Source organism: Pseudomonas bohemica, from assembly GCF_002934685.1.
Classification (GTDB): domain Bacteria; phylum Pseudomonadota; class Gammaproteobacteria; order Pseudomonadales; family Pseudomonadaceae; genus Aquipseudomonas; species Aquipseudomonas bohemica.
On the sequence record NZ_NKHL01000090.1, the window covers coordinates 45,240 to 68,306 of the forward strand.

General features: G+C 59.1%; 19 protein-coding genes and 2 pseudogenes. 7 read left to right on the forward strand and 14 right to left on the reverse strand.

All coding sequences use genetic code 11. The features are described 5' to 3' along the window. Nucleotides 1-20: 20 nt before the first annotated feature. The 3 genes from CE491_RS06520 to CE491_RS06530 form a co-directional block, all read right to left on the reverse strand. A complete protein-coding gene (locus tag CE491_RS06520) occupies nucleotides 21-758 on the reverse strand; it encodes an S-methyl-5'-thioinosine phosphorylase (protein ID WP_110947535.1) in 738 nt (245 codons plus the stop codon). A 9-nt stretch (nucleotides 759-767) separates the two neighbouring features. Then, nucleotides 768-1,766 carry a beta-N-acetylhexosaminidase gene (nagZ, locus tag CE491_RS06525; RefSeq protein ID WP_199885015.1) on the reverse strand — a complete coding sequence of 333 codons (999 nt, stop codon included), beginning with the start codon at nucleotides 1,764-1,766 and terminating at the stop codon, nucleotides 768-770. A 102-nt stretch (nucleotides 1,767-1,868) separates the two neighbouring features. Continuing rightward, nucleotides 1,869-2,579, reverse strand: a complete 711-nt coding sequence (locus CE491_RS06530; protein ID WP_110947537.1) for a TetR/AcrR family transcriptional regulator — start codon at nucleotides 2,577-2,579, stop codon at nucleotides 1,869-1,871. 250 nt (nucleotides 2,580-2,829) lie between these two features. Between CE491_RS06530 and lexA the strand changes: the two genes are divergently transcribed. Continuing rightward, nucleotides 2,830-3,438 carry a transcriptional repressor LexA gene (gene lexA / locus CE491_RS06535; RefSeq protein WP_110947538.1) on the forward strand — a complete coding sequence of 203 codons (609 nt, stop codon included), beginning with the start codon at nucleotides 2,830-2,832 and terminating at the stop codon, nucleotides 3,436-3,438. 10 nt (nucleotides 3,439-3,448) lie between these two features. Then, nucleotides 3,449-3,952 (forward strand): SOS-induced cell division inhibitor SulA, encoded by a 504-nt coding sequence (gene sulA, locus CE491_RS06540; RefSeq protein ID WP_110947539.1) that lies wholly within the window; start codon nucleotides 3,449-3,451, stop codon nucleotides 3,950-3,952. Nucleotides 3,953-4,090: 138 nt separating this feature from the next. Here sulA and CE491_RS06545 read toward each other — a convergent pair whose 3' ends face one another. The 7 genes from CE491_RS06545 to CE491_RS06575 form a co-directional block, all read right to left on the reverse strand. Beyond that, a complete protein-coding gene (locus tag CE491_RS06545; protein ID WP_110947540.1) occupies nucleotides 4,091-4,327 on the reverse strand; it encodes a hypothetical protein in 237 nt (78 codons plus the stop codon). 83 nt (nucleotides 4,328-4,410) lie between these two features. After that, nucleotides 4,411-4,932 carry a DUF6586 family protein gene (locus CE491_RS06550; protein ID WP_110947541.1) on the reverse strand — a complete coding sequence of 174 codons (522 nt, stop codon included), beginning with the start codon at nucleotides 4,930-4,932 and terminating at the stop codon, nucleotides 4,411-4,413. A 140-nt stretch (nucleotides 4,933-5,072) separates the two neighbouring features. Continuing rightward, entirely contained in the window at nucleotides 5,073-7,676 is a 2,604-nt protein-coding gene (gene topA / locus CE491_RS06555) for a type I DNA topoisomerase (RefSeq protein ID WP_110947542.1), read from the reverse strand. Between the two features lie 109 nt (nucleotides 7,677-7,785). After that, a complete protein-coding gene (locus tag CE491_RS06560) occupies nucleotides 7,786-8,022 on the reverse strand; it encodes a DUF1653 domain-containing protein (RefSeq protein ID WP_110947543.1) in 237 nt (78 codons plus the stop codon). Between the two features lie 100 nt (nucleotides 8,023-8,122). After that, nucleotides 8,123-9,298 (reverse strand): acetyl-CoA C-acyltransferase FadA, encoded by a 1,176-nt coding sequence (fadA, locus tag CE491_RS06565; RefSeq protein WP_110947544.1) that lies wholly within the window; start codon nucleotides 9,296-9,298, stop codon nucleotides 8,123-8,125. 23 nt (nucleotides 9,299-9,321) lie between these two features. Next, a complete protein-coding gene (gene fadB, locus CE491_RS06570; RefSeq protein ID WP_110947545.1) occupies nucleotides 9,322-11,469 on the reverse strand; it encodes a fatty acid oxidation complex subunit alpha FadB in 2,148 nt (715 codons plus the stop codon). 580 nt (nucleotides 11,470-12,049) lie between these two features. Then, complete coding sequence (locus tag CE491_RS06575) at nucleotides 12,050-12,487, reverse strand: hypothetical protein (RefSeq protein WP_110947546.1); 438 nt, start codon at nucleotides 12,485-12,487, stop codon at nucleotides 12,050-12,052. A gap of 110 nt (nucleotides 12,488-12,597) precedes the next feature. Between CE491_RS06575 and CE491_RS06580 the strand changes: the two genes are divergently transcribed. Next, nucleotides 12,598-13,044: a universal stress protein gene (locus CE491_RS06580; RefSeq protein WP_110947547.1), complete on the forward strand. Its 447-nt coding sequence runs from the start codon at nucleotides 12,598-12,600 to the stop codon at nucleotides 13,042-13,044. Nucleotides 13,045-13,110: 66 nt separating this feature from the next. Here the strand turns inward: CE491_RS06580 and CE491_RS06585 are convergent, their stop codons facing one another. Next, nucleotides 13,111-15,030 carry an ATP-binding cassette domain-containing protein gene (locus CE491_RS06585; RefSeq protein ID WP_110947548.1) on the reverse strand — a complete coding sequence of 640 codons (1,920 nt, stop codon included), beginning with the start codon at nucleotides 15,028-15,030 and terminating at the stop codon, nucleotides 13,111-13,113. A gap of 415 nt (nucleotides 15,031-15,445) precedes the next feature. Between CE491_RS06585 and CE491_RS06590 the strand changes: the two genes are divergently transcribed. Continuing rightward, nucleotides 15,446-17,374, forward strand: coding sequence for a transglycosylase SLT domain-containing protein (locus CE491_RS06590; protein ID WP_110947549.1), 1,929 nt, complete (start codon nucleotides 15,446-15,448; stop codon nucleotides 17,372-17,374). A 126-nt stretch (nucleotides 17,375-17,500) separates the two neighbouring features. On the opposite strand, the gene CE491_RS06595 is transcribed toward CE491_RS06590, so the two are convergent. Both CE491_RS06595 and CE491_RS06600 read right to left on the reverse strand, forming a co-directional pair. Then, nucleotides 17,501-18,310, reverse strand: a complete 810-nt coding sequence (locus tag CE491_RS06595) for an MOSC domain-containing protein (protein WP_110947550.1) — start codon at nucleotides 18,308-18,310, stop codon at nucleotides 17,501-17,503. Between the two features lie 128 nt (nucleotides 18,311-18,438). After that, nucleotides 18,439-19,365, reverse strand: coding sequence for a chemotaxis protein CheV (locus CE491_RS06600; RefSeq protein ID WP_110947551.1), 927 nt, complete (start codon nucleotides 19,363-19,365; stop codon nucleotides 18,439-18,441). 545 nt (nucleotides 19,366-19,910) lie between these two features. Between CE491_RS06600 and CE491_RS06605 the strand changes: the two are divergent. The 3 genes and pseudogenes from CE491_RS06605 to CE491_RS06615 form a co-directional block, all read left to right on the forward strand. After that, a pseudogene (locus CE491_RS06605) lies at nucleotides 19,911-20,288 on the forward strand (hypothetical protein); the annotation flags it as partial. A 631-nt stretch (nucleotides 20,289-20,919) separates the two neighbouring features. Then, complete coding sequence (locus tag CE491_RS06610; RefSeq protein ID WP_407681333.1) at nucleotides 20,920-21,768, forward strand: sensor histidine kinase; 849 nt, start codon at nucleotides 20,920-20,922, stop codon at nucleotides 21,766-21,768. Beyond that, complete coding sequence (locus CE491_RS06615; RefSeq protein ID WP_110947552.1) at nucleotides 21,765-22,424, forward strand: response regulator transcription factor; 660 nt, start codon at nucleotides 21,765-21,767, stop codon at nucleotides 22,422-22,424. Before CE491_RS06610 ends, CE491_RS06615 begins: the two co-directional genes overlap by 4 nt. Nucleotides 22,425-22,515: 91 nt before the next feature. On the opposite strand, the pseudogene CE491_RS06620 reads toward CE491_RS06615, so the two are convergent. Next, nucleotides 22,516-23,067 (reverse strand): annotated as a pseudogene (locus CE491_RS06620) (lipid kinase YegS); the annotation flags it as partial.

The window sequence follows — 23,067 nt, forward strand, 5'->3', positions numbered from 1 at the left end:
CCTCAGCATCGAGACTGCTCTTACGCTGCGCTCAGCACGCGAGCCAGTGTCGCCTTGACCTTGCCGATGCCGCTCTGCAGCGCCAGATCTATTTCGGCCATGATGATCACCGACGACTTGCCCGCCGCCGGATTCACCACTAATGCCAGACACGCATATTCCAGCTCCAGTTCACGGGCCAGCGCCGCCTCGGGCATACCGGTCATGCCGACGATGTCGCAACCATCGCGTTCCAGCCGCACGATTTCAGCGGCGGTTTCAAGACGGGGACCTTGGGTACAGCCATACACCCCATAGTCACTGAACGCGCAGCCTTCTGCCGCCAGCGCGGCGATCAGTCGCGCGCGCAACGGCGCGCTGTAGGGATGGCTGAAATCGATGTGGGTCACCTGTTCCAGATCATCTGCGAAGTAGGTGTGGTCGCGGCCGCTGGTGTAGTCCACCAGATCATGGGGCACGCAGAAATGGCCGGTGCCCATGTCAGGATGAATACCGCCTACCGCGTTCACCGCGAGAATCGCTTGCGCGCCCGCCTGTTTCAGCGCCCAGATGTTGGCCCGGTAGTTGATCCGGTGCGGCGGCAGACGGTGCGGATGGCCGTGACGGGCGAGAAACATCACCTCCCGCCCAGCAAACTCGCCGATCTGAATCTCGCCGGACGGCACGCCATAGGGCGTGTTTACCGGCAGTGACTGACGAATCGTCAGGCCTTGGAGTTGAGCCAGGCCGGTGCCGCCGATAATCGCGTAGACAGTCATTGCAGCTCCTTAATCGATCAGTTGGGCGGCGCGCAACGCACTCAGCGCCGTCAGCCAACGGGGGTGCTGACGGTATTCAGTGGTCGCAAGCCCTCGCCCGCGCATTCGGGCGATTCGCGCGTGAGGGCTGATCTTCATCCGCTGGGCGGCGTTGAGGGCCAGCTCTGCGGCGGCGCGATCATTACACACCAGTCCCATGTCGCAACCTGCGGTCAATGCCGCTTCGATTCGGCTCGCGGCGTCACCGACCACGTGGGCGCCGGCCATGGACAGATCGTCGCTGAAAATCACGCCGTCGAAGCCCAGTTCGCCGCGCAAGATTTGCTGCAGCCAGCGCTGGGAGAAACCGGCGGGGTTCGAGTCTACCTGCGGATAGATGACATGGGCCGGCATCACGGCCGCCAATTGCTTGCTCAAACGCGCGAACGGCACCAGGTCGTTGGCACGAATGGTTTCCAGGCTGCGCTCGTCGTTCGGGATGGCGACGTGAGAGTCCGCTTCGGCCCAGCCATGCCCTGGGAAATGCTTGCCGGTAGCGGCCATGCCTGCGTCGTTCATGCCACGGATAAAGGCGCCAGCCAGCGACGCCGCACGTTCCGGATCGCCTTCAAACGAACGGCTGCCCACGACCGCGCTACGCTGATAGTCCAGATCCAGAACCGGCGCGAAGCTCAGGTCCAGTCCCACCGACAGCACCTCGGTCGCCATCAGCCACCCACATTGCTCAGCGAGAAACTCAGCGTTCGGTTTTTCGGCAATCGATCGCATTGCCGGCAGGCGCACGAAACCCTGGCGCAGGCGTTGGACCCGCCCGCCCTCCTGATCGACCGCCAGCAGCAGGTCAGGGCGAATCGCGCGAATGGATTCGCACAGCTCACGGACCTGCCGTGGGCTCTCAATGTTGCGCGCGAAAATGATCAGACCGCCCACCTCGGGCTGACGCAGAAACTGACGGTCTTCGGATGTCAGCCAGGTACCGGCGATATCCACCATCAGGGAGCCTTGCAGGCCAGAACTCATATGAAGATCCTTCAACAACCATTGCCTAATGCGGCATGGTGCGGGATCGACGGGTGCGATGCAAATGCACCGCACCCGCAGGCAGAAGGGTCAGACTTTGGCAGGGGCAGGCGCGGCGCTTTTACTGCGTGGCTTAAGCTGAGCGCTGATCATTGCGGAGTCGGTAACGCCGGTTTCGGCGCGCATACCGGCTGCCAGGAACGGCACCATCAGGCGCATGACCTGTTCGATGGAGGTGTTGACGCCGAAATCGGTTTCCGCGATGGCACGCAATGCCTTGATGCCGGACATGCTGAACGCAGCAGCACCGAGCATGAAGTGCACACGCCAGAACAGTTCGATGGGAGGAATACGCGGGGCCGCCTCGTTGACCAGCAACATGTAGCGGCGGAACACCTTGCCGTACATGTCTTCCAGATAACGCCGCAAGTGCCCCTGGCTTTGACTGAACGCCAGCCCCAGAAGACGCATGAAGATAGACAAATCATTGCCGCTTCGAGGCTGCACGACCAGGGCCTGCTCGACGAGCATTTCCAGCAATTCTTCGAGCGTGGGCTTGTGTTCGGGCTTCGCCTGGCGGCGCTCCAGTTCCTTGTCGAGACTGGCACAGAACGGTCCCAGGAATCGCGAAAACACCGCTTGAATGAGCGCTTTCTTCGATCCGAAGTGATAGTTCACCGCTGCCAGGTTGACCGAAGCCTTGCTGGTGATCAGCCGCAACGACGTTTCGGCAAAACCCTTTTCTGCGAAAAGCTGCTCTGCAGCATCGAGAATTCGTTCAACTGTTTCCGACTGGGCCATGGTTATTCGCCTGACAAACACTTGTTTGAAACATACGTTTCAGCCAACTGACTGTCAACCCTGCCCGTTCGCTTTCTGTCTGCACAGTCACGCTATTTAATCATAGAAAACCCGGCGTTTAGCCAGCGTCTGCGCCAGACGGAACCGTTCTGGGTTCAACATTTGGTCTTTGCCCACGAAAAGGATGATTGCCAAGACGCGATCACTGTATATAATCCCAGTCACTGTATAAAAAGACAGAGCGATGCACATGATCAAACTGACGTCACGCCAAGCCGAAATCCTGGACTTCATCAAACGCTGCCTGGAAGACAACGGCTACCCGCCAACCCGTGCGGAAATCGCTCAGGAACTGGGATTCAAGTCCCCTAACGCTGCCGAAGAACACCTCAAGGCCCTGGCCCGCAAAGGTGCAATCGAAATGACGCCGGGTGCGTCTCGCGGCATTCGGATTCCCGGCTTTGAAGCCAAGACCGAAGAAAGCGGCCTGCCGATCATCGGTCGCGTCGCGGCCGGTGCCCCAATTCTCGCCCAGCAACATATTGAAGAATCACTGGCCATCAACCCGGCTTTTTTCCACCCAAGTGCCGATTACCTGCTGCGCGTGCACGGCATGAGCATGAAAGACGTCGGTATTCTCGACGGCGACCTGCTGGCCGTTCACACCACCCGCGAGGCGCGCAACGGCCAGATCGTCGTCGCTAGAATAGGCGACGAAGTGACGGTCAAGCGCTTCAAACGGGAAGGCAGCAAGGTCTGGCTACTGGCCGAAAACCCTGAATTCGCCCCCATCGAAGTCAACCTCAAAGATCAGGATCTGGTTATCGAAGGGCTGAGCGTCGGCGTGATTCGCCGCTAAGGAGAACGTTATGCAGTTCCCACAAACACCGCAACAACATGCACAACTGCCGCTGTTCGAAGCATTCATGGCGCCTGCCCTGCCAATGCTCGACGTTCCGCTGCTTCAGGTGCCGGTGCTCGACGACATCGTCGAAACGCCCTGGAGCAACGAACTAGAAGTCTTCAGTGAATTGTCATTGCGCGGTGCCGCCGGGAACTGCCTGAACCTGCTCGCGCCCATTCTGCGCGACCTGAGTCAGGACCGAAACGACCGCTGGCTGACACTCATCGCGCCGCCGTCAAGCGTCACCCAGGCGTGGCTGCGAGACGCGGGTCTAAACCGGGAACGCATTATCCTGATGCAGCCCAGAGGCACGCAAAGCGCGCTGGAGCTAACGCGCGAAGCCCTGCGCCTGGGTCGCAGTCACACCGTGGTCAGCTGGATCAACCCGATCTCTGCCAGCGCGCGTCAGCAACTGATCAGCGCGGCACGTGTCGGAGATGCGCAGAGTCTGAATATACGCCTGGGTTGAAGGCCTGGTCTTGCAGTCGATGATCTGAACGAAAGTTTCAAAGACAATGACGTACCGGGGCTTCTCCAATCAACGAGAAGCCATCAAACCAGATGTCGACGATGCTGAATGCTGACCCCGGAAAGGATCAGTGCAGGATCAATGCAGAACCCGCGCGCCCTCTTCTTCCTTGGTCAGTTCGCCTTCAGCCAGACGACCAGCCATTTGCACCCCAACGCTGAGCATCGCCTTGGCGACTTCGACGTGTTGGCCATGCAGAAATGCCTTGGCATCTTCAGAGAAGTTCAAGGTCACCAGCGACCCCTCATCTTCAGCGCGGCGCAGCTCAATGCGGCCGTCAGGCAATTCGACAATTTCCAGAAAAGAGGTTGGCATCAGGACAGTTCTCCACGAAAGGCGAGCATTGTAACAGCCTGATGACTCATGCCCTAGTCCACCGATCATTCTGTCCGACTCGGTCAGCACTCGCTAAGCCCTTCACGGAAGCGAATCGCCAACCCTTTGAGTTGCTGACGCCAGCTTTCCATTTCTTCGCGCGTCAGTTCCGGCTCGATCTCTTCTTCAGCACCGACCGCGATAATCAGCGGCTGAGTAACGTCGCCTTTCGGCTTTTTCGGCGCTCGAGGGGGCTGGAATAGCGCGTTATAGGATGTCAACAATTGCGCCAGCCAGGTCTCGCGCTGCTGCGCCAGTTCCACCAGCTCGCCCATTTCAGGAATAGCAATGGCCTCCAACACCTTCGGCGTAAGTAAATCCTCGGCACGCGGTGTGTTGGCCTGCGGCAGCCGGTAGAACCCAGCAATCTCATGACACAAGCCCAGCAGCGCCCCATAAAGATGAAAGATCGCAGACTCGCGCTCTGCCTGCTCAAGCCCTTGAGCGTTCATCGCCCGGCTTTCCTTGGCTTTGGCCATTGCTTCGAGGGCGAGGCCTGCGAAGAAAAGCTTCTGATTGGTGCGCGTATAGAGTTCGTGAGCCATGACAACGGCCTCCACATCAATGAAATTTGAACGAGCAAGCCTGGGGCAAAAAAACCTCGATGCACAGGAAAGCCACCGAGGGATTCTTTTAACGCAAAGCGCGGACGGTCGCCAGTCGCTTTCGACCTGACATCAAGCCATCAACGCTTGTCTTCGACCTTCCAGGTGCCGCCGTCGTAGAACGCGCGCCACCCCGTCGGCTTGCTATCCACTTCGGTCTGCACATATTGCTCCTTGGACTTGCGACTGTAACGAATCACCGCCGGACGGCCATCAGGGTCTTTCTGCGGCGCTTCGCACAAGAAGTGGTACTTCGGATCAATCTCGGCCTTGTGCGGAACGATTTCCAGCACCAACGGAGCACGGGTCTCGCGGTTTTTCGGGAATTGGCTGGCAGCCAGGAACAGTCCCGAAGCGCCGTCACGGAGAATGTAGGTGTCGTCGACCTTCTCGCACTTGAGTTCCGGCATCTTCACCGGGTCCATCTTCGGCGGCGCTGCTTCGCCGTTTTTCAGCAACTTGCGGGTGTTCTTGCAGTTGGTACAACCGAAGAACTTGCCGAAACGGCCGGTCTTAAGCTGCATCTCGCCACCACACTTGTCGCATTCAACGCTTGGGCCTTCGTAGCCCTTGATGCGGTAGGTGCCTTCTTCGATCTCATAGCCTGCGCAATCCGGGTTGTTACCGCAGATGTGCAGTTTGTGCTTCTCGTCGAGCAGGTAGGCATCCATCGCCGTGCTGCAGATCGGGCAACGGTGCTTGCCGCGCAACACGCGGGATTCGGATTCACCCTCGTCGTCTTCGGCAATTTCATCGCCGGGCGTCAAGTTGACAGTGGCTTTGCAGCGCTCCTTGGGCGGCAGGCTGTAGCCTGAGCAACCGAGGAACACGCCGGTGGACGCGGTACGGATCTGCATCGGACGACCGCAAACCTTGCACGGAATATCAGTCATCACCGGCTCGTTGGCACGCATGCCGCTGCCAGTCGCTTCGGCTACTTCCAGTTTTTTCTTGAAGTCGCCGTAAAACTCGTCGAGCACGTTTTTCCAGTCGCGCTCACCCTGGGCCACGTCATCGAGGTTCTCTTCCATGCCAGCAGTGAAGCCATAGTCCATCAGGTTGGAAAAGCTCTCGGACAGACGCTCGGTGACGATGTCGCCCATTTTTTCCGAGTAGAAGCGGCGGTTGTGCAATGCCACATAACCGCGATCCTGGATGGTCGAGATGATCGCCGCGTAAGTCGACGGCCGGCCGATGCCGCGCTTCTCCATCTCCTTGACCAGGCTAGCTTCCGAGTAACGCGCAGGCGGCTTGGTGAAGTGCTGGCTCGGATCGAGCTTGATCAGCTTCATGCTGTCGCCCTGAGCCATGTCAGGCAGTACGTCGTCGTCGCCTGGCTTGCTCATCTGCGGCAACACCCTGGTGTAACCGTCGAACTTGAGGATGCGGCCCTTGGCTCGCAGCTCGAAGTCGCCCGCGGCCACGCTGACCGTGGTCGACAGGTATTGCGCAGGCGGCATCTGGCAGGCCACGAACTGGCGCCAGATCAGCTCGTACAGGCGCTCGGCGTCGCGCTCCATGCCCGACAACTTGCTCGGGTGAGTGTTGACGTCGGACGGACGAATCGCTTCGTGAGCCTCTTGCGCGCCTTCCTTGCTGCTGTAGACGTTCGGCGAATCAGGCAGGTATTTCTTGCCGAACTCGGTCTCGATATAAGTGCGCGCCATGACCACCGCGTCAGCCGACAGGTTGGTCGAGTCGGTACGCATATAGGTGATGTAGCCAGCTTCGTACAAACGCTGAGCCATCATCATGGTTTTCTTCACGCCATAGCCCAAGCGGTTGCTCGCGGCCTGTTGCAGGGTCGAGGTGATGAACGGCGCCGAGGGCTTGCTGCTGGTCGGTTTGTCTTCGCGCTTGGCGATGCTGTACGACGAAACCTTGAGCTTCTCCAACGCCGCCATGGCCTGGGCTTCGTTCAGCGGCTTGAAGGCTTCGCCATTTTCCCGCGCAACTTCGAAGCGCACGTTGGCGCCCTTGGTGGTGCCCAGTTCCGCATGGACTTCCCAATACTCTTCGGGGATGAACGCACGGATCTCGCGCTCACGCTCCACCACCAGCTTCACGGCCACCGACTGCACACGACCGGCGGACAGACCACGGGCGATCTTCTGCCACAGCAGCGGCGAGACCATGTAGCCCACGACGCGGTCGAGGAAGCGACGCGCCTGCTGGGCGTTGACGCGGTCGATATCCAGTTCGCCCGGTTTGGAGAAGGCTTCCTGAATCGCCTTCTTGGTGATCTCGTTGAACACCACGCGCTTGTAGCGATCGTCGTCACCGCCGATGGCTTCGCGCAGGTGCCAGGCAATGGCTTCCCCTTCGCGGTCCAAGTCCGTCGCCAGATAAATGGTGTCGGCATCCTTGGCCAGACGGCGCAGTTCGTCGATCACCTTTTCCTTGCCCGGAAGGATCTCGTACTTGGCCTTCCAGCCATGCTCAGGATCGACACCCATGCGCGCCACAAGCTGGCGCTTGGCCTTTTCCCTGGGCGACAGCGCAGGCGCTTCGGATGCGGTCTTTCCGCGCTTGGCAGCAGGCTCTTTGGCGGCGCTCGCCGAACCGCTGGTGGGCAGGTCTCGGATATGGCCGATACTCGACTTCACCACGTACTGGCTACCCAGATACTTGTTGATGGTCTTGGCCTTAGCCGGGGATTCCACAATGACCAGCGATTTGCCCATGGATCGGAAAATTCCTAATGCAAGAAAAAAGACGTTGGAGCCGTCGAGGCCCCGCTATATATAGTGGCTACAAGGTGAGGTCAAGCAGAGGCTACTACAAGGTCTCGTCTTACGACCTTGAAAAAAGGTCAGGCTCGGTCTGGACCAAAGCAAAGCGCGGCACTTGCTCCCCGTCAACCTCGACTGACTCCAGGAACATGGTCAAAGGACGCACCCACAGCCCATATTCGCCATACAGAGCCTGATAGAACACCACTTCCTCTTCCGTCTCGGAATGCGTCGCGACACCGAATACACGGTACTCGGGGCCTTTGTAGTGTCGATACAGACCTGGCTTCAACTGCATGCTGCTGACCTCACGGATAGACGCGAAAAAAATTCAAAAAACATTTCCCGAGAAAAGCAAAAGCCGGGGCACCTGGCCCCGGCTCGCACACTCACACCGCTTAAACGCGTTCGAACACGGTGGTAATGCCTTGACCCAGGCCGATGCACATCGTGGCTACACCCAACGTGCCGCCCTTCTGCTTCATGACATTGAGCAAGGTGCCGGAAATGCGTGCTCCAGAGCAACCAAACGGGTGACCCAAAGCGATAGCGCCGCCGTGCAGGTTAACCTTCTGGTCCATCTTGTCGAGCACTTTCAAATCTTTCAACACTGGCAAGGCCTGTGCGGCAAAAGCTTCGTTGAGCTCGAAGTAGTCGATGTCGGCAATGCTCAAACCCGCGCGCTTGAGTGCTTTTTGAGTCGCCGGAACAGGGCCGTAACCCATGATCGCAGGATCGACACCGGCCACCGCCATGGAGCGAATGACCGCCATTGGCTGGATACCCAGATCCATCGCACGCTGGCCGGACATGACGATCATGCACGACGCGCCATCGGTGATCTGCGACGAAGTACCGGCCGTCACAGTACCACCTTTTGGATTGAATGCAGGCTTCAGGGCCGCCAGACTTTCCAGGGTGGTTTCTGGACGAATGGTCTCGTCGAAGTCGTACATCTTCAGGAAGCCATTCTCGTCATACCCTTGCATCGGGATGATTTCGTCCTTGAACTTGCCTTCCACGGTCGCCTCATGAGCCAGGCGATGCGAGCGCACGCCAAAGGCGTCCTGTGCCTCACGAGTGATGCCGTGCATCTTGCCCAGCATCTCGGCGGTCAGACCCATCATGCCCGAGGCCTTGGCCGCGTACAGCGACAGGTGCGGGTTCGGATCAACGCCGTGCATCATACCGACGTGGCCCATGTGTTCGACACCACCGATGACGAAGACATCGCCGTTGTTGCTCATGATCGCCTGGGCGGCAGTGTGCAGCGCGCTCATGGACGATCCGCACAGGCGGCTGACCGTCTGCGCTGCTGAAGTGTGTGGGATCTGGGTCATCAGCGACGCCATGCGCGCGATGTTCCAGCCTTGCTCGAGGGTCTGGTTGACGCAGCCCCAGATCACGTCCTCGACTTCCGCCGGGTCGACCTTGCTGTTGCGTTCCAGCAGTTTGCTGATCAGGTGCGCCGACATGTCTTCAGCGCGGGTATTGCGGTGCATGCCACCCTTGGAGCGGCCCATCGGAGTACGACCGAAGTCGACAATCACGACGTCTCTCGGATTCAAGCTCATATTCTCACCTGTTCGTTGGGCACTTAGTCGAAGAAGCGCTGGCCGGTCCTGGCCATTTCACGCAGCTTCGCAGTGGGGTGGTACAAAGCGCCCAGATCAGCGTATTTGTCAGCCAGGGCAACGAATTGGGCGACACCGATCGAATCAATGTAACGCAGCGCACCGCCACGGAAAGGAGGGAAACCGATGCCGTAGATCAGGCCCATGTCGGCCTCGGCTGCGGTGTCGACGATGCCGTCTTCCAGGCAGCGCACGGTTTCCAGGCACAGCGGGATCATCATCCAGTTGATGATGTCTTCGTCAGTGACTTCACGCTGCTCGTAGATGACCGGCTTGAGCACTTCCAGCACGGAAGCGTCGACGACTTTCTTCGGCTTGCCCTTCTTGTCGGTCTCGTAGACGTAAAAGCCCCTGCCGTTCTTCTGGCCCAGGCGATCGGCGTCATACAAGGCGTCGACAGCGGAGCGGCGATCGTCCTTCATGCGGTCAGGGAAGCCTTCGGCCATCACATCGCGACCGTGATGGCCAGTGTCGATGCCAACCACGTCCATCAGGTAGGCCGGGCCCATTGGCCAGCCGAATTTTTCCATGACCTTGTCGATGCGTACGAAGTCGACACCGGCGCTGACCAGTTTGGCAAAACCGCCGAAGTACGGGAACAGGATTCGGTTGACCAGAAAGCCCGGGCAGTCGTTGACCACGATCGGGTTCTTGCCCATCTTCTTGGCGTAGGCCACGGTGGTCGCAACCGCGACTTCACTGGACTTCTCGCCACGAATGACCTCAACCAGTGGCATCATGTGCACCGGGTTGAAGAAGTGCATGCCGACGAAATTCTCGGGACGCTTGAGCGCTTTGGCCAGCAGGCTGATGGAGATGGTCGAAGTGTTGGACGCCAGAATGGTGTCTTCGCCCACCTGCCCTTCCACTTCCGAAAGCACAGCCTGTTTGACCTTCGGGTTCTCGACGACCGCTTCTACCACCAGATCCACGTGACCGAAATCGCCGTAGGACAGGGTCGGACGAATCGCGTTCAACGCTTCGGCCATCTTCGCCGGGGTCAGACGACCTTTCTCGACGCGCTTACCCAGCAGCTTGGACGCTTCGTTCAAGCCCAGCTCGATGGCTTCTTCGCGAATGTCCTTCATCAGGATCGGCGTGCCTTTGACAGCCGACTGATAGGCGATGCCGCCGCCCATGATGCCAGCGCCCAACACGGCGGCCTGCTTCACGTCCCTGGCGACTTCGTCGTAGATTTTGGCTTTCTTTTTCAGCTCCTGATCGTTCAGGAACAGGCCGATGAGACTCTCGGCTGCCGAGGTCTTGGCCATTTTCACGAAACCAGCCGCTTCGACTTCCAGCGCCTTGTCGCGACCGAAGTTCGCCGCTTTCTGGATGGTCTTGATCGCTTCGACAGGGGCCGGGTAGTTCGGACCGGCCTGGCCGGCGACGAAACCCTTGGCGGTTTCAAAAGCCATCATCTGCTCGATGGCGTTCAGTTTCAGCTTGTCCAGCTTCGGCTGACGCTTTGCCTTGAAGTCGAACTCGCCGGAAATGGCGCGCTTGATCAGGTCCAGTGCAGCTTCCTGCAGCTTATCGGGAGCGACCACCGCATCCACAGCGCCCACTTTCAGGGCGTCTTCTGGGCGATTGTCCTTGCCCGAAGCGATCCACTCGACCGCGTTATCGACACCGATCAGGCGTGGCAGGCGAACGGTGCCGCCGAAGCCTGGGTAGATGCCCAGCTTGACTTCAGGCAGACCGATCTTGGCAGTTGCGGACATCACGCGGAAGTCAGCAGCCAGGCACATTTCCAGGCCGCCACCGAGCGCGATGCCATTGATGACAGCCAGCGTCGGGACGTTGAGGTCTTCGAAGTCACTGAAGATTTTGTTCGCTTCGAGGTTGCCGGCAACCAGTTCGGCGTCCGGCAGCTTGAAGTTATCGACGAATTCTGTGATGTCGGCGCCGACGATGAAAACGTCCTTGCCGCTGGTGACGATGACGCCCTTGATCGAGCCGTCGGCCTTGATGGCGTCGACAGCCTGGCGCAGGTCGTTGAGGGTGAGGCGATTGAACTTGTTGACGGACTCACCCTTGAGGTCGAATTTCAATTCGACGATGCCACTTTCAAGAGCCTTAACCGTGATGGCTTTACCTTCGTAAATCATCAACTGATCTCCACGATATGGAAGCTGAACAATACGCGTCAGACGCTGAAATCCGGCGGCAGACACAGACGTTTCCGTCAATGCGAACACCAAACGCCAGGCACCCCGTCGACGCGATTCGGGTGTCTGTAAGAGCATTCCTACGGCAAACGCTCAATTCATACGCCCGTTTGATTTGGGTGCGCCTACCTTCGGCCATATTCCAGCAATTGTCAATTCGCCAGACAGCGGGCAAAACCGGCAAATTGCAGGTAAAAGACACACTTGATAGGTGAGCATTCAGTGAAATGACTGCGTTCACTAAACGCGACGTGAAGTAAACGCAGGAAGCGACGACCGGTATGCAAATTCCAAAAAATAGTTGGATCCGCGGCAGACAAATGCACCAAATAGGTCTAAATTCAGCGCACTGCGCATCAAGACGGGTCGTTTTTCGGAGATACAGTGAAACGAATCGGTACGTCTTTTGCGGTATTGCACCGCAAAGCAACACAGATTACGGCCTGCCTGGCCAACCCCAGCCCGATGTTGTTATCGGGCTTTTTAATGCCTGAGATTTGGCGCTCGACAGGCGTATGTCCTAAGCCAGTCCCTTCAGCACGGTCGCAATACACTGCAACACTCGCGCGTCGCCCCGCTCGCCCCAATACAGCGCGATCAGATGCTTGCCTGCCTCGACCTTGTAGACATCAGCCGGCAGCGTCTGAAAATGCGCAAGCAAGCGCGCATCGTCACATGCCTCGCGCCATTGATTGACCCAGTTTCCGGGGGTCATCTGCCAGTAGACCCACGCGTCGGGCTCCCGACGGGCGCGAGGCCGGTGATATTGTGCGCAGGGACTTGGCGGCTCCACCGGCAGCCAATGTGGCCACTCTTGCGGGATCAGCTGCATTGCCAGTCCCATGCGTCGAGCCTCCATGCGCATCGCCATGCGCCCGCTCTGGGAACGGGACGGCCGCAGCCATACAAGAGGACTTAAAACAACGGCAATGATTGACAGCACTATCCACACCGTCATATCTGTATGCCCCCACCGCGACGAGCGGCGAACAAAACACAAAGGCGTGCCATGAAGCGCCCGAAAAGAGCCATAATCAAAACCATCGCAGACCTCAGAAGGAACATCCCATGTCCTATTTACACATTCTGGTAGCCGTGGACCTCACTGAAGAGTGCGACCCCGTTATCAAGAAAGCCATTGGGCTGACGCTTGCCAATCCAGACGCCAAGCTTTCGCTGGTACATATCGTCGAACCCATGGCCATGGCCTTTGGCGGCGATGTGCCCATGGACCTGTCTCAACTCCAGCAACAACAGTTCGATCAAGCCAAGGAAAAACTCGAAGCACTGAAACGGAAATACCCTGATGTAAAAACTGGCGATGCGCATCTGACCTATGGCCAGCCTCGCCAGGAAATTCATCAACTGGCGAAAGACAACCATGTCGACCTGATCGTCGTCGGCAGTCATGGCCGCCACGGCCTGTCGCTGCTGCTGGGCTCCACCGCCAATGATGTACTGCACGGCGCGCCTTGCGACGTGCTGGCAGTGCGGCTGGTCAAACGCGCCGAGTAACCGCCCAGTCAAAACAAAAGCCCGAACCCTTGAAGGGGCTCGGGCTTTTTTTGCAGCGTTAGCCGGTCACTCGTCCAGCTCGGCCCAACGCTCGACCAGCACATCCAGCTCTTTATTCAACTGCTCAAGCGAAGCCAGGACCTTGGCAGTCTCAATCGCTGGACGCTGGTAGAAAGCCGGGTCGGCAATCTGGGCCTCAACACTGGCGATCTGCTGCTCCTTGGCATCGATCTCACCTGGCAACGCTTCCAACTCGCGCTGAAGTTTGTAGCTGAGTTTCTTCTTGGCGGCAGGCGCTGCTTCCTGTACCGGGGCAGGAGCTGCCGCGGGCTCAACGATCGCGGAGTTCAAGTCAGCCTTGCCGGACTTACTCTCGGTCACCCCCAGCAGGCGCGGTGAGCCGCCCTGACGCAGCCAGTCCTGATAGCCACCCACGAACTCCCGCACCTTGCCCTCGCCTTCGAACACCAGGGTGCTGGTGACGACGTTATCGAGGAATGCCCGGTCGTGGCTGACCATCAATACGGTGCCCTTGAAGGTCAACAGCACTTCTTCGAGCAGCTCGAGGGTTTCGACGTCCAGGTCGTTGGTCGGTTCATCGAGCACCAGCAGGTTGGCTGGCTTGCTGAACAGCTTGGCCAGCAGCAAACGCGCGCGCTCGCCACCCGACAGCGCCTTGACCGGCGTGCGTGCACGTTGAGGGCTGAACAGGAAATCGCCCAGATAACTCAGGACATGGCGGCTCTGGCCGTCGATGTCGATGAAGTCACGTCCTTCGGCGACGTTGTCGATCACGGTCTTTTCCAGATCTAGCTGGTGACGCAACTGGTCGAAGTACGCGACGTCCAGCCGCGTACCGACTTCAACCGAGCCGCTGGTGGGCTTGAGGTTGTCGAGCATCAGCTTGAGCAGCGTGGTCTTGCCGGTACCGTTGGCACCCAGCAGGCCGATGCGGTCTTCGCGCTGCAGGACCATGGAGAAATCCTTGATCAGCGTCGGCCCGCCCGGGTGAGCGAAACTGACGTTTTCCAGGACCATGACCTGTTTGCCGGATTTATCGGCGGTGTCCAACTGAATATTGGCCTTGCCGGTGCGCTCACGACGTTCGCCGCGTTCGACGCGTAACGCCTTGAGTGCGCGTACGCGGCCTTCGTTACGGGTACGACGGGCCTTGATGCCCTGACGAATCCACACTTCTTCCTGCGCCAGACGCTTGTCGAACAACGCGTTGGCGGTTTCCTCGGCCGCGAGCATCGCTTCCTTGTGCACCAGGAAGCTGGCGTAGTCGCCATTCCAGTCGATCAGGCCGCCACGGTCCAGTTCAAGGATGCGCGTGGCAAGGTTTTGCAGGAAGGACCGGTCGTGGGTAATGAACAACACCGCGCCCTGGAATTCCTTCAGGGCTTCTTCGAGCCAGGCGATGGCGCCGATGTCCAGGTGGTTGGTCGGTTCGTCGAGCAGCAGCAGATCGGGCTCGGAAACCAGAGCCTGGGCCAGTAGCACACGACGACGCCAGCCGCCGGACAGCTCGGCGAGAGTCTTGTCGGCGGGCAGTTGCAGGCGACTGAGGGTGCTGTCGACCAGTTGCTGCAGGCGCCAGCCGTCACGGGCTTCGAGATCCGACTGGACGTGCATCAGCTTGTCGAGATCTTCTGCGGTGACGATGTTCTGGCTCAAATGGTGGTATTCGGCGAGCAAGGCGCCCACGCCATCCAGGCCTTCAGCCACCACGTCGAAAACCGTGCGGCCGTCGGCCACGGGTAGTTCCTGGGGCAATTCGCCGATCTTCAGGCCCGGCGCACGCCAGACGCTGCCGTCATCGGGCAGTTGCACGCCCCTGACCAGCTTCAACATACTGGATTTACCAGTGCCATTGCGGCCGATGATGCAGACCCGCTCTCCACGGGCGATCTGCCAGGACACCTTGTCCAACAACGGCATGGCGCCGAACGCAAGGGACACATCGCTGAATTTGAGCAGGGTCATGAGCTTCTCCAAAAACCGGGGGCGCATTCTACCTGAGATACTGGGGGATGGCTTTAAAACGTTATTCAGGTGCCCGGCGGGCCTATTCGTGAGCGCTCTCACTCCTACATCTTCGGCAACGTGCCATGGCCTGCTGGACCGGGTTGGTAGCCTGGTGCCCGGCCCAGTTTTTTGTGATCTGGTTCAAGGCAACGCACTCGGTCTATCGGAATGCGGCACATTGCCACAATGTGGGAGAGAGCCTGCTCACGAATGAGCCCAAAGAGCATCAAAGCAAGAATCTAGAGCCATCCCGCTGTCCTCAACTGCAATCATTTGTTTCTATCCGTTCCCCCCGACACCTTCGCGCTTCAACCGGCGCTGGCAACAGGCTAAGCTAGCGACACTTTTCACGGTTCATCTGCACGGAAGTCTCATGCGCAGTCGTTTGTTAAGCCTTTTGTCCTGCCTGCTTCTGTCGGCCACCGCTGCCCAGTCCGTCCAAGCGGTCGATCTCACCACCCAACGTCAATACTACGATCAAGCCAAACGGGCCCTGGCCAAGGGCGATGCCGGCCCGTATCGCATGTACGGGCAGGCGCTGGCCGATTACCCGCTCGAGCCTTATCTGGCGTACGACGAGCTGACCGCTCGCCTGAACACCGCGAGCAATGATGAAGTCGAGCGCTTCCTTGGAGAACATGGCGACCTGCCCCAGGCCAACTTCATGAAGTTGCGCTGGCTGCGCCTGCTGGCGTCCCGTGGCGACTGGCAACCGTTCGTCAAATATTACGATCCCAAACTCAATTTTGCCGAACTGGACTGCCTGTACGGCTCTTACCAGCTCAGCCATAACCTGCGCTCGGAAGGCTACGCCAACGCCGAAAAGCTCTGGATGACCGGCAAGACCCTGCCAACCGCTTGCGACACCTTCTTCACCCAGTGGGCCGTTGAAGGCCAGTTGACCGAACAGAAGCGCTGGCAGCGCGCCAAACTGGCGGCGCAGGCGCGCAACTATGCGCTGGCCAACCAGTTGGTCAATAGCATGACTACCCTCGCCCCTCAGGGTCTTCTGCTGATCGCCGTGGCGCAGAAACCTGAGATGGTCAACAACCAGGGGCAATTCATGCCTGCCGATGAAGCCATGTCCGACGTCGTCGGTCTGGGCCTGCGGCGTCTGGCCAAGCAAGACCCGCAGCGGGCGATGGAGCTGCTGGACAGCTACTCGCCCATGTTGCATTTCTCCCACGAAGAACAGGTACAGATCGCCAAGGAGATCGGCCTGACCCTGGCGCGTAGTTACGACGATCGCGCACTCGGACTCATGACCAAATACGATCCGGACCTTCGCGACGACACCGTCACTGAATGGCGCCTGCGACTGCTGCTGCGTCTTGGTCGATGGAATGACGCCTACGAACTGACCCGCCGCCTGCCTCAGGACCTGGCGACTACCAACCGCTGGCGCTACTGGCAGGCCCGCTCGCTGGAACTGTCGCAACCCAACAGCCCGCTGCTGCCGGCGATGTACAAGGCCGTGGCCAAGGAGCGTGACTTCTACGGTTTCCTCGCCGCAGACCGCACGCAGACGCCTTACATGCTCAACAACAAGCCGCTGCCGCTGACCCAGGCGACGATCAACAAGGTGCGCAATACCCCCGGCGTACGCCGTGCACTTGAATTCTATGAGCGTGGCGAAGTGGTCAACGGTCGCCGCGAGTGGTATCACGTGACACGCCGCTTCACCCGTGACGAAATGGTCGCCCAGGCCAAGCTGGCCTATGACATGCGCTGGTACTTCCCGGCCATTCGCACCATCAGTCAGGCCCAGTACTGGGATGATCTGGACATCCGCTTCCCGATGGCGCACCGCGATACCCTGGTTCGGGAAGCGCAGATCCGCGGATTGCACTCCAGCTGGGTGTTCGCTATCACGCGACAGGAAAGCGCGTTCATGGACGACGCCCGCTCAGGCGTCGGTGCAAGCGGCCTGATGCAGTTGATGCCAGCGACCGCCAAAGAGACGGCTCGTAAGTTCAGCATCCCGCTGGCCTCCCCCGCCCAAGTGCTGGACCCTGACAAGAATATCCAGCTCGGGGCGGCCTATCTGAGCCAGGTCCACGCGCAGTTCAATGGCAACCGGGTGCTGGCGTCGGCAGCCTATAACGCAGGTCCCGGTCGCGTAAAACAGTGGCTCAAAGGCGCGAACCATCTGGCGTTCGATGTCTGGGTCGAAAGCATTCCGTTCGACGAAACCCGCCAGTATGTGCAGAACGTGCTGTCTTATGCGGTGATCTACGGCCAGAAGCTCAATGTTCCGCAGCCGCTGGTGGACTGGCATGAGCGGTTTTTCGATGATTTGTGAGTGATGCGAGATTCCGTAACGACCGGCTTGCCGGCGGGGGCGTTCTGAAGATCGCTACCGCTGGCAAGCCGGGCTGCTACGGATATCGGGATGGCCTGCTGTTCAGCGGCGGGTCGGTAACAACCCTCACTCCAATACCTCTACCTCCATCCCCACCTCCACGATACCCGGCCCGTCGTTGACCATGTTCTGTCCGAACCAGATCTGGCCTTCTTTCTCGCGATAGGTCTTGAGCGTGCTCAGCGGTTCGCGATCGTCGCTACGTTCGCCCGTGACAGGATCGATGGTAGTAAGGATGCAACGCGCACAGCCGCTGAGCAGGCGGAACTCCATGTCGCCGATTCGAATGCGCTTCCAGCCATCCTCGGCGAAGGCGCCGGCGCCCTCCACCACCAGATTCGGACGAAAACGCAACATTTCCTGGGGGCGGCCGATGCGTGCCGACAGATCGTCCAGCGAAGCCTGACCGATCAGCAGCAACGGGAAGCCATCGGCAAACCCGACCCGGTCATCGACGGTGCCATAGCCTGACGGCAACCAGCGGGCGCGTTCCTTGGGGACATGCACCAGACGCGTGGGCTTGCCGATGAAGTCGCTGACCCAACGCGCCGCTTCGTCGCCAGCATCGGGCACCCGCAGCGTGTCGCGCCAGACCGTGACACCCCGCAGGTTGTCTTCGACATTCTCCGGCAGCGCGACATCCAGCGCAGAGGTGCCCGGCGCCGACAGTGTCACACCGCCGGCGTCGTTCCACAGCACCGAGAGCTGCGACATATGAGGCAAGGCGCGCTGAGTGAAAAAGCGCCCATTACTCTCGTCCACCAGCATCCAGCGTCGATCCCCGGTCAAGCCCAGCTCATCAAAGCCGGCCTGTTGCAGCGGTTCTGCTTTGCAGGATTTCAGGGGATAGCGGTATAGCGCGTTGAGGTGCAGCATGGACGCGTCCTTATGACTGAGCACAAAAACCACACTTTATACGAGCCATCATGCCAGCGAACGATACAGATACAAAAAAGCCCCTCCATACAGCGAGGGGCTAAAAGAAACGGCTGAAGCACGCTAAATCAGTTGTCGAGCATCAAGCGCTCACGTACCACGTCCACCAGTTTGTCCGGCTGGAATTTGGACAGGAAGTTGTCGCAACCGACCTTCTTGACCATCGATTCGTTGAAGCTGCCCGACAGCGATGTGTGCAAGACCACGTAGAGGCCACGCAAGCGCGGGTCGTTGCGAATCTCGGTGGTCAGCCGATAGCCGTCCATCTCCGGCATTTCTGCGTCGGTGAACACCATCAGCAGCTTGTCGGTCATCACCTCGCCACTGTCTGCCCAACCCTTGAGCAGGTTCAGCGCCTTGAGGCCGTCACTGGCGACGTGCATCTTGACGCCGAGCTGGCCGAGTGTGTCACGCAACTGCGAGAGCGCGACATTGGAATCATCTACCAGCAGCACTTCCCGACCACGGGCGCGCCCCAGTACAGGGTCTTCCAGTTTGTCGCGGGACACCTTCGCGTTGTAGGGCACGATCTCGGCGAGCACCTTCTCGACATCGATGATCTCGACCAGTTGATCGTCGACCTTGCTGATGGCGGTCAGGTAATGCTGACGACCCGCGCTGCTGGGCGGCGGCAGGATGGCTTCCCAGTTCATGTTTACGATGCGGTCGACGCCACCCACCAGAAACGCCTGAACGGAACGGTTGTATTCGGTGACGATGATGGTGCTCGACGCTCCCGGCACCAGCGCACGCATGCCGATCGCCTGGGACAGGTCGATGACCGGCAACGTCTGCCCACGCAGGTTGACCACGCCGCAGACGAAAGGATGACGCTGGGGCATCAGGGTCAACTTGGGCAACTGCAGCACTTCCTGCACCTTGAACACGTTGATCGCGAACAATTGTCGACCGGCCAGGCGAAACATGAGAATTTCCAGGCGGTTCTCACCCACCAGCTGGGTACGTTGGTCTACTGTGTCGAGAATTCCAGCCATCTGTTGCTCCTGGAGCGGGGTTCTAGTAAGTGCGCATACGATTTATCGGCAGCGTCCGGACAGACCTTAATGCTGAAAAAATAAGCCTGAGAACATATTTGATATCACATTAACATCATGCTTTACTCTCGGCTATCCGACCCCCAGCAAATAGCGACCGAGCGGCTGGACAATAGTGGCGTTCTGCCCGAACTGAACAAGTACCTCAAGACTCCTCTAGGGGTATCCCTTAACCACAATCAGGACAAACCTGATATTCGCGGTTTCTAATAGCCATTATTGTGACGCCATTCTCACTGAATGAATGGAGTCAGGTACGTGGCCGCGCTCATGGCATCTCTCGATCCTTCCGTCACACTTGTGATCATGGACCTGGCCGTCTTGGGCATCGGCGGATACATTTCGCGGAACTGCGTATCATCTGCTGCAAACAAACCACAATATTCAGAAACGCCCTACAGACTTTCCGTTGCCTTCGAGGTTAACTTTGGGCCACTCGCCCCGCGCGATCCTGGATCGCTATCCATGAAGAGTGGAGATCTCACATGCTGAACGGCAATCAATGGCAGCAACTGCATGGCGACTTTCTGAGCGTTACCCAGCGTCTTGTGAACCGCGCCGACGAGTGCCTGAGCCACCTGGAACTGATCGGCGACGACAAGGATGCGATCGAATGCCTGCTGGGTACGCTGCAGCAACTGGCCAGTAAAGCCGATGCCGCCGCGGTGCCGTCCATTGCCGGATTTGCCCGACAACTTCGCTACCTGCTGTATTTCGCCAGCGCTTCCGGGCGCCTGCTGCCCAAAGCGTTGGCTTCCCTGAGTCAGTGTCTGTCGCTGCTGTCCTGGCAAGTCGAGTTGGTCGATCCGTTCACCGGGCTGCTACCGCTGGATGACAGCGAGCAGCAAGAGCTGCTGGAGCAGTTCGGCTGCTGCTGCGGGATTGAGCAGCCGCAAAGCGGTCATGCCGTTTCTCTGGAGTGGTCAGTGCCGGTAACCACCACTTCTGTGGAGTCCGGCATGGCAGAACGTATCGACCGCTCGCTTACCCTCTGAACCGCCATCACCGATGAGCCCTGCCGGAGCCAGCGATCAGGGCCACGTGCCTGAACTGAAAACGACAAATCCTCTCTCCGCCGCGGGCTCATCGCCAAACACGGCATCCACGAGACTTGCTGTTGTATCGAAAGTTGGCAGGCGAAGTTGCAGCGGGAACATATCGAGCAATACCCTTTGATATCGGTTAGCACCATCGTTCCAGATTTGAATCTGACTAATCAGACAACTATCTGGGTGCCTCATTAACATTCGACGCTTAATAAATCCGACATTTAAGGTAACATCGGCGCCCGCGAACGCGGGTGACCTGTCGGTATTCGGATCGCCCTTATCGAATGTCGAACAGTATTTTTGTATACCGTTAAAGGTGAGCAGGCGCGGGTCGCCGTGTTGACCTCCTTAAATGCCTGACAATCATCGTTCAGGTATCCGCAACGATTATCCGACGGCTTCATCCGCTATGCATGGCAGCAAGACGACCTTCAAGTTACGGCTTATGAGCCCCAACAAAGTGTTTGGACGGGTAGTGATCGTCTGCCTGGCGACAATCGCCTGCAATGCCGCCGTCTGGCTCTGCAACGGTAGCGCGCTGTGGGCGGTCCTGAACGGCGCGATCTTGCTGATCTGCGGGTACACCACAAGTCGCCCGAATCGGACCATCCAGTTCCAGCCTCAGGAACTGGCGGACCACATGCTGCAGGTTCAGGAAACCGAACGCCATCGCCTGAGCCGCGAGCTGCATGACGATATCGGTCAGATGCTGACCGCGGCCAAGTTGCAGAGTGAATGGCTGCAACGTCGCGCGCCTGAAGACTTGCATCCGCATTGCACGATGCTCAACAACGTCCTCGATGAAACCCTGGCCAAGGTGCGGGACGTCTCGGCCATTCTCAACCCCCGGCAGTTGGCCAGTCTCGGCCTTGAAGCCAGCCTGCGCGCGCACCTGCTGCAGACGCTGGCGGATACGCCAATACTTTGGAGTCTCGAATGCCAGCAACGACTGGCCGGTATTCCGGAAGAAGTGGCGGTCGCCGCATTTCGCATTACCCAGGAGGCTGTCACCAACATGCTGCGCCATGCCCAGGCGAAGAACCTGCTGGTGCGCATTCAGCGCCGTCCCGAGGGACTGGCGCTGAGCATTTCCGATGACGGGCTGGGATTTTCACCCGCGCTCGATCCCGCCGCGCAGGGTCAGCGGGGCATGGCGGGCATGGTCGAGCGCGCGACATTGCTCGGCGGCCACCTCACCGTTGACAGCGAGCCGGGCAACGGCACTCATATTCAAGCGCTGTTTCCCTGGGCGCCCCGTGCCCGTGAACGCGCTGACATAAGTAAGCATCCATGATCTGTAATCTTCTTCTGGTCGACGACCACGCCCTGATTCGCGCCGGGGTGCGGGCATTAGTGTCCGACATTCCCGGTTATCAAGTCATTGGCGAAGCCGCCGACGGCGAGCAATTGCTTGAGATGACGCTGGACCTCAAGCCCGACATCATCCTTCTGGATATTTCCATGAAGGAAAGCAACGGGCTCGATGCCCTCGAACGGCTGCATCGCGCCCTGCCCGACAGCAAGGTGCTTATTCTTTCGATGCACACCGACCCGCAGATGATCATGCGTGCCCTCGAAGGCGGCGCCCACGGCTATCTGCTCAAGGACGCTACCGCCACAGAGATCGAACAGGCGCTCGATGCGTTGCGTAATGACGAGCGCTATCTGAGCCCTGCCATCGCCCACACAGTGATCAACCAGGCGCTGGTCAGCGCTCAGTCGAGCAAGGTCGAGGCGGTAGAAAATCACAACCTCACCGCGCGACAGCTGGAGATCTTGCGCCTGATCGTGCGCGGAAAGTCCACCCGAGAAATCGCCAGCGGCCTGAGCCTGAGCGTCAAGACCGTGGAAACCCACCGCTCGCAGGTCATGAAACGTCTGCAGATCTATGACGTGGCGGGACTGGTGTTGTTTTGTGTCAGGGAGCAGATCATCAGTCTGGATGATTGATACACCCGGCATTGCTGTAGCAGCACAGCTTGCCGGTAGCGACTTCACTGACGCCACCGCCGGCAATCCACGCGGCTAAGGGGGGCTGGACTCACCCGATTTGTCTGGCCCCGCCGAGTAGCGGCGAATGCGCCGGCAGATGAATGCGCAGCGCCCCGGGCCGAACTTCGAAACGCAGGTTTTCGCCACGCAACGGTTCGCCATCCAGGTTGATGTCCAGTCCCTGAGCGGACTTCAGCTCGACCCACGGCAGTCGAGCCCGAACGAACAGATTATCGATCCCCAACCCGCCCTCGAGCAGACTCTTGAGCGTGCCGACTACTTCCTGCGGTGCCGGCAGGATACTGATGTCGAGCAGACCATCATCGGCCAGGGCTGTCGGACACAACGGGTGCCCGCCCCCAGCCTGCCGGCCATTGCCGATGCCCAGCGCCAGCAAATCACCACGCCAGTGGAAGTCCGGCCCGTTCAATTCGCCGTACGCGGACTTCAACTCGCTGAAACGTGACAGGCCGGTGAACAGGTATGCGGCGCCACCGAGTACCTTCTTCAAGTCTTCGGACGTATTGGCGGTGACCTGGCTGCCGAACCCGCCCGTGGCCATGTTGAGAAACAGCTGGCCGTCCACTGACCCCATATCGAT

What these genes read in the sequence shown, in the direction of transcription:
- CE491_RS06595 (WP_110947550.1), bottom strand. Translation starts at nt 18,310, where the DNA reads ATGCTGCACCTCAACGCGCTATACCGCTATCCCCTGAAATCCTGCAAA.
- CE491_RS06580 (WP_110947547.1), top strand. Translation starts at nt 12,598, where the DNA reads ATGTCCTATTTACACATTCTGGTAGCCGTGGACCTCACTGAAGAGTGC.
- CE491_RS06545 (WP_110947540.1), bottom strand. Translation starts at nt 4,327, where the DNA reads ATGCCAACCTCTTTTCTGGAAATTGTCGAATTGCCTGACGGCCGCATT.
- CE491_RS06585 (WP_110947548.1), bottom strand. Translation starts at nt 15,030, where the DNA reads ATGACCCTGCTCAAATTCAGCGATGTGTCCCTTGCGTTCGGCGCCATG.
- fadB (WP_110947545.1), bottom strand. Translation starts at nt 11,469, where the DNA reads ATGATTTACGAAGGTAAAGCCATCACGGTTAAGGCTCTTGAAAGTGGC.
- CE491_RS06610 (WP_407681333.1), top strand. Translation starts at nt 20,920, where the DNA reads ATGAGCCCCAACAAAGTGTTTGGACGGGTAGTGATCGTCTGCCTGGCG.
- CE491_RS06600 (WP_110947551.1), bottom strand. Translation starts at nt 19,365, where the DNA reads ATGGCTGGAATTCTCGACACAGTAGACCAACGTACCCAGCTGGTGGGT.
- topA (WP_110947542.1), bottom strand. Translation starts at nt 7,676, where the DNA reads ATGGGCAAATCGCTGGTCATTGTGGAATCCCCGGCTAAGGCCAAGACC.
- CE491_RS06615 (WP_110947552.1), top strand. Translation starts at nt 21,765, where the DNA reads ATGATCTGTAATCTTCTTCTGGTCGACGACCACGCCCTGATTCGCGCC.
- lexA (WP_110947538.1), top strand. Translation starts at nt 2,830, where the DNA reads ATGATCAAACTGACGTCACGCCAAGCCGAAATCCTGGACTTCATCAAA.
- CE491_RS06575 (WP_110947546.1), bottom strand. Translation starts at nt 12,487, where the DNA reads ATGACGGTGTGGATAGTGCTGTCAATCATTGCCGTTGTTTTAAGTCCT.
- fadA (WP_110947544.1), bottom strand. Translation starts at nt 9,298, where the DNA reads ATGAGCTTGAATCCGAGAGACGTCGTGATTGTCGACTTCGGTCGTACT.
- CE491_RS06590 (WP_110947549.1), top strand. Translation starts at nt 15,446, where the DNA reads ATGCGCAGTCGTTTGTTAAGCCTTTTGTCCTGCCTGCTTCTGTCGGCC.
- CE491_RS06530 (WP_110947537.1), bottom strand. Translation starts at nt 2,579, where the DNA reads ATGGCCCAGTCGGAAACAGTTGAACGAATTCTCGATGCTGCAGAGCAG.
- sulA (WP_110947539.1), top strand. Translation starts at nt 3,449, where the DNA reads ATGCAGTTCCCACAAACACCGCAACAACATGCACAACTGCCGCTGTTC.
- CE491_RS06560 (WP_110947543.1), bottom strand. Translation starts at nt 8,022, where the DNA reads ATGCAGTTGAAGCCAGGTCTGTATCGACACTACAAAGGCCCCGAGTAC.
- CE491_RS06550 (WP_110947541.1), bottom strand. Translation starts at nt 4,932, where the DNA reads ATGGCTCACGAACTCTATACGCGCACCAATCAGAAGCTTTTCTTCGCA.
- CE491_RS06520 (WP_110947535.1), bottom strand. Translation starts at nt 758, where the DNA reads ATGACTGTCTACGCGATTATCGGCGGCACCGGCCTGGCTCAACTCCAA.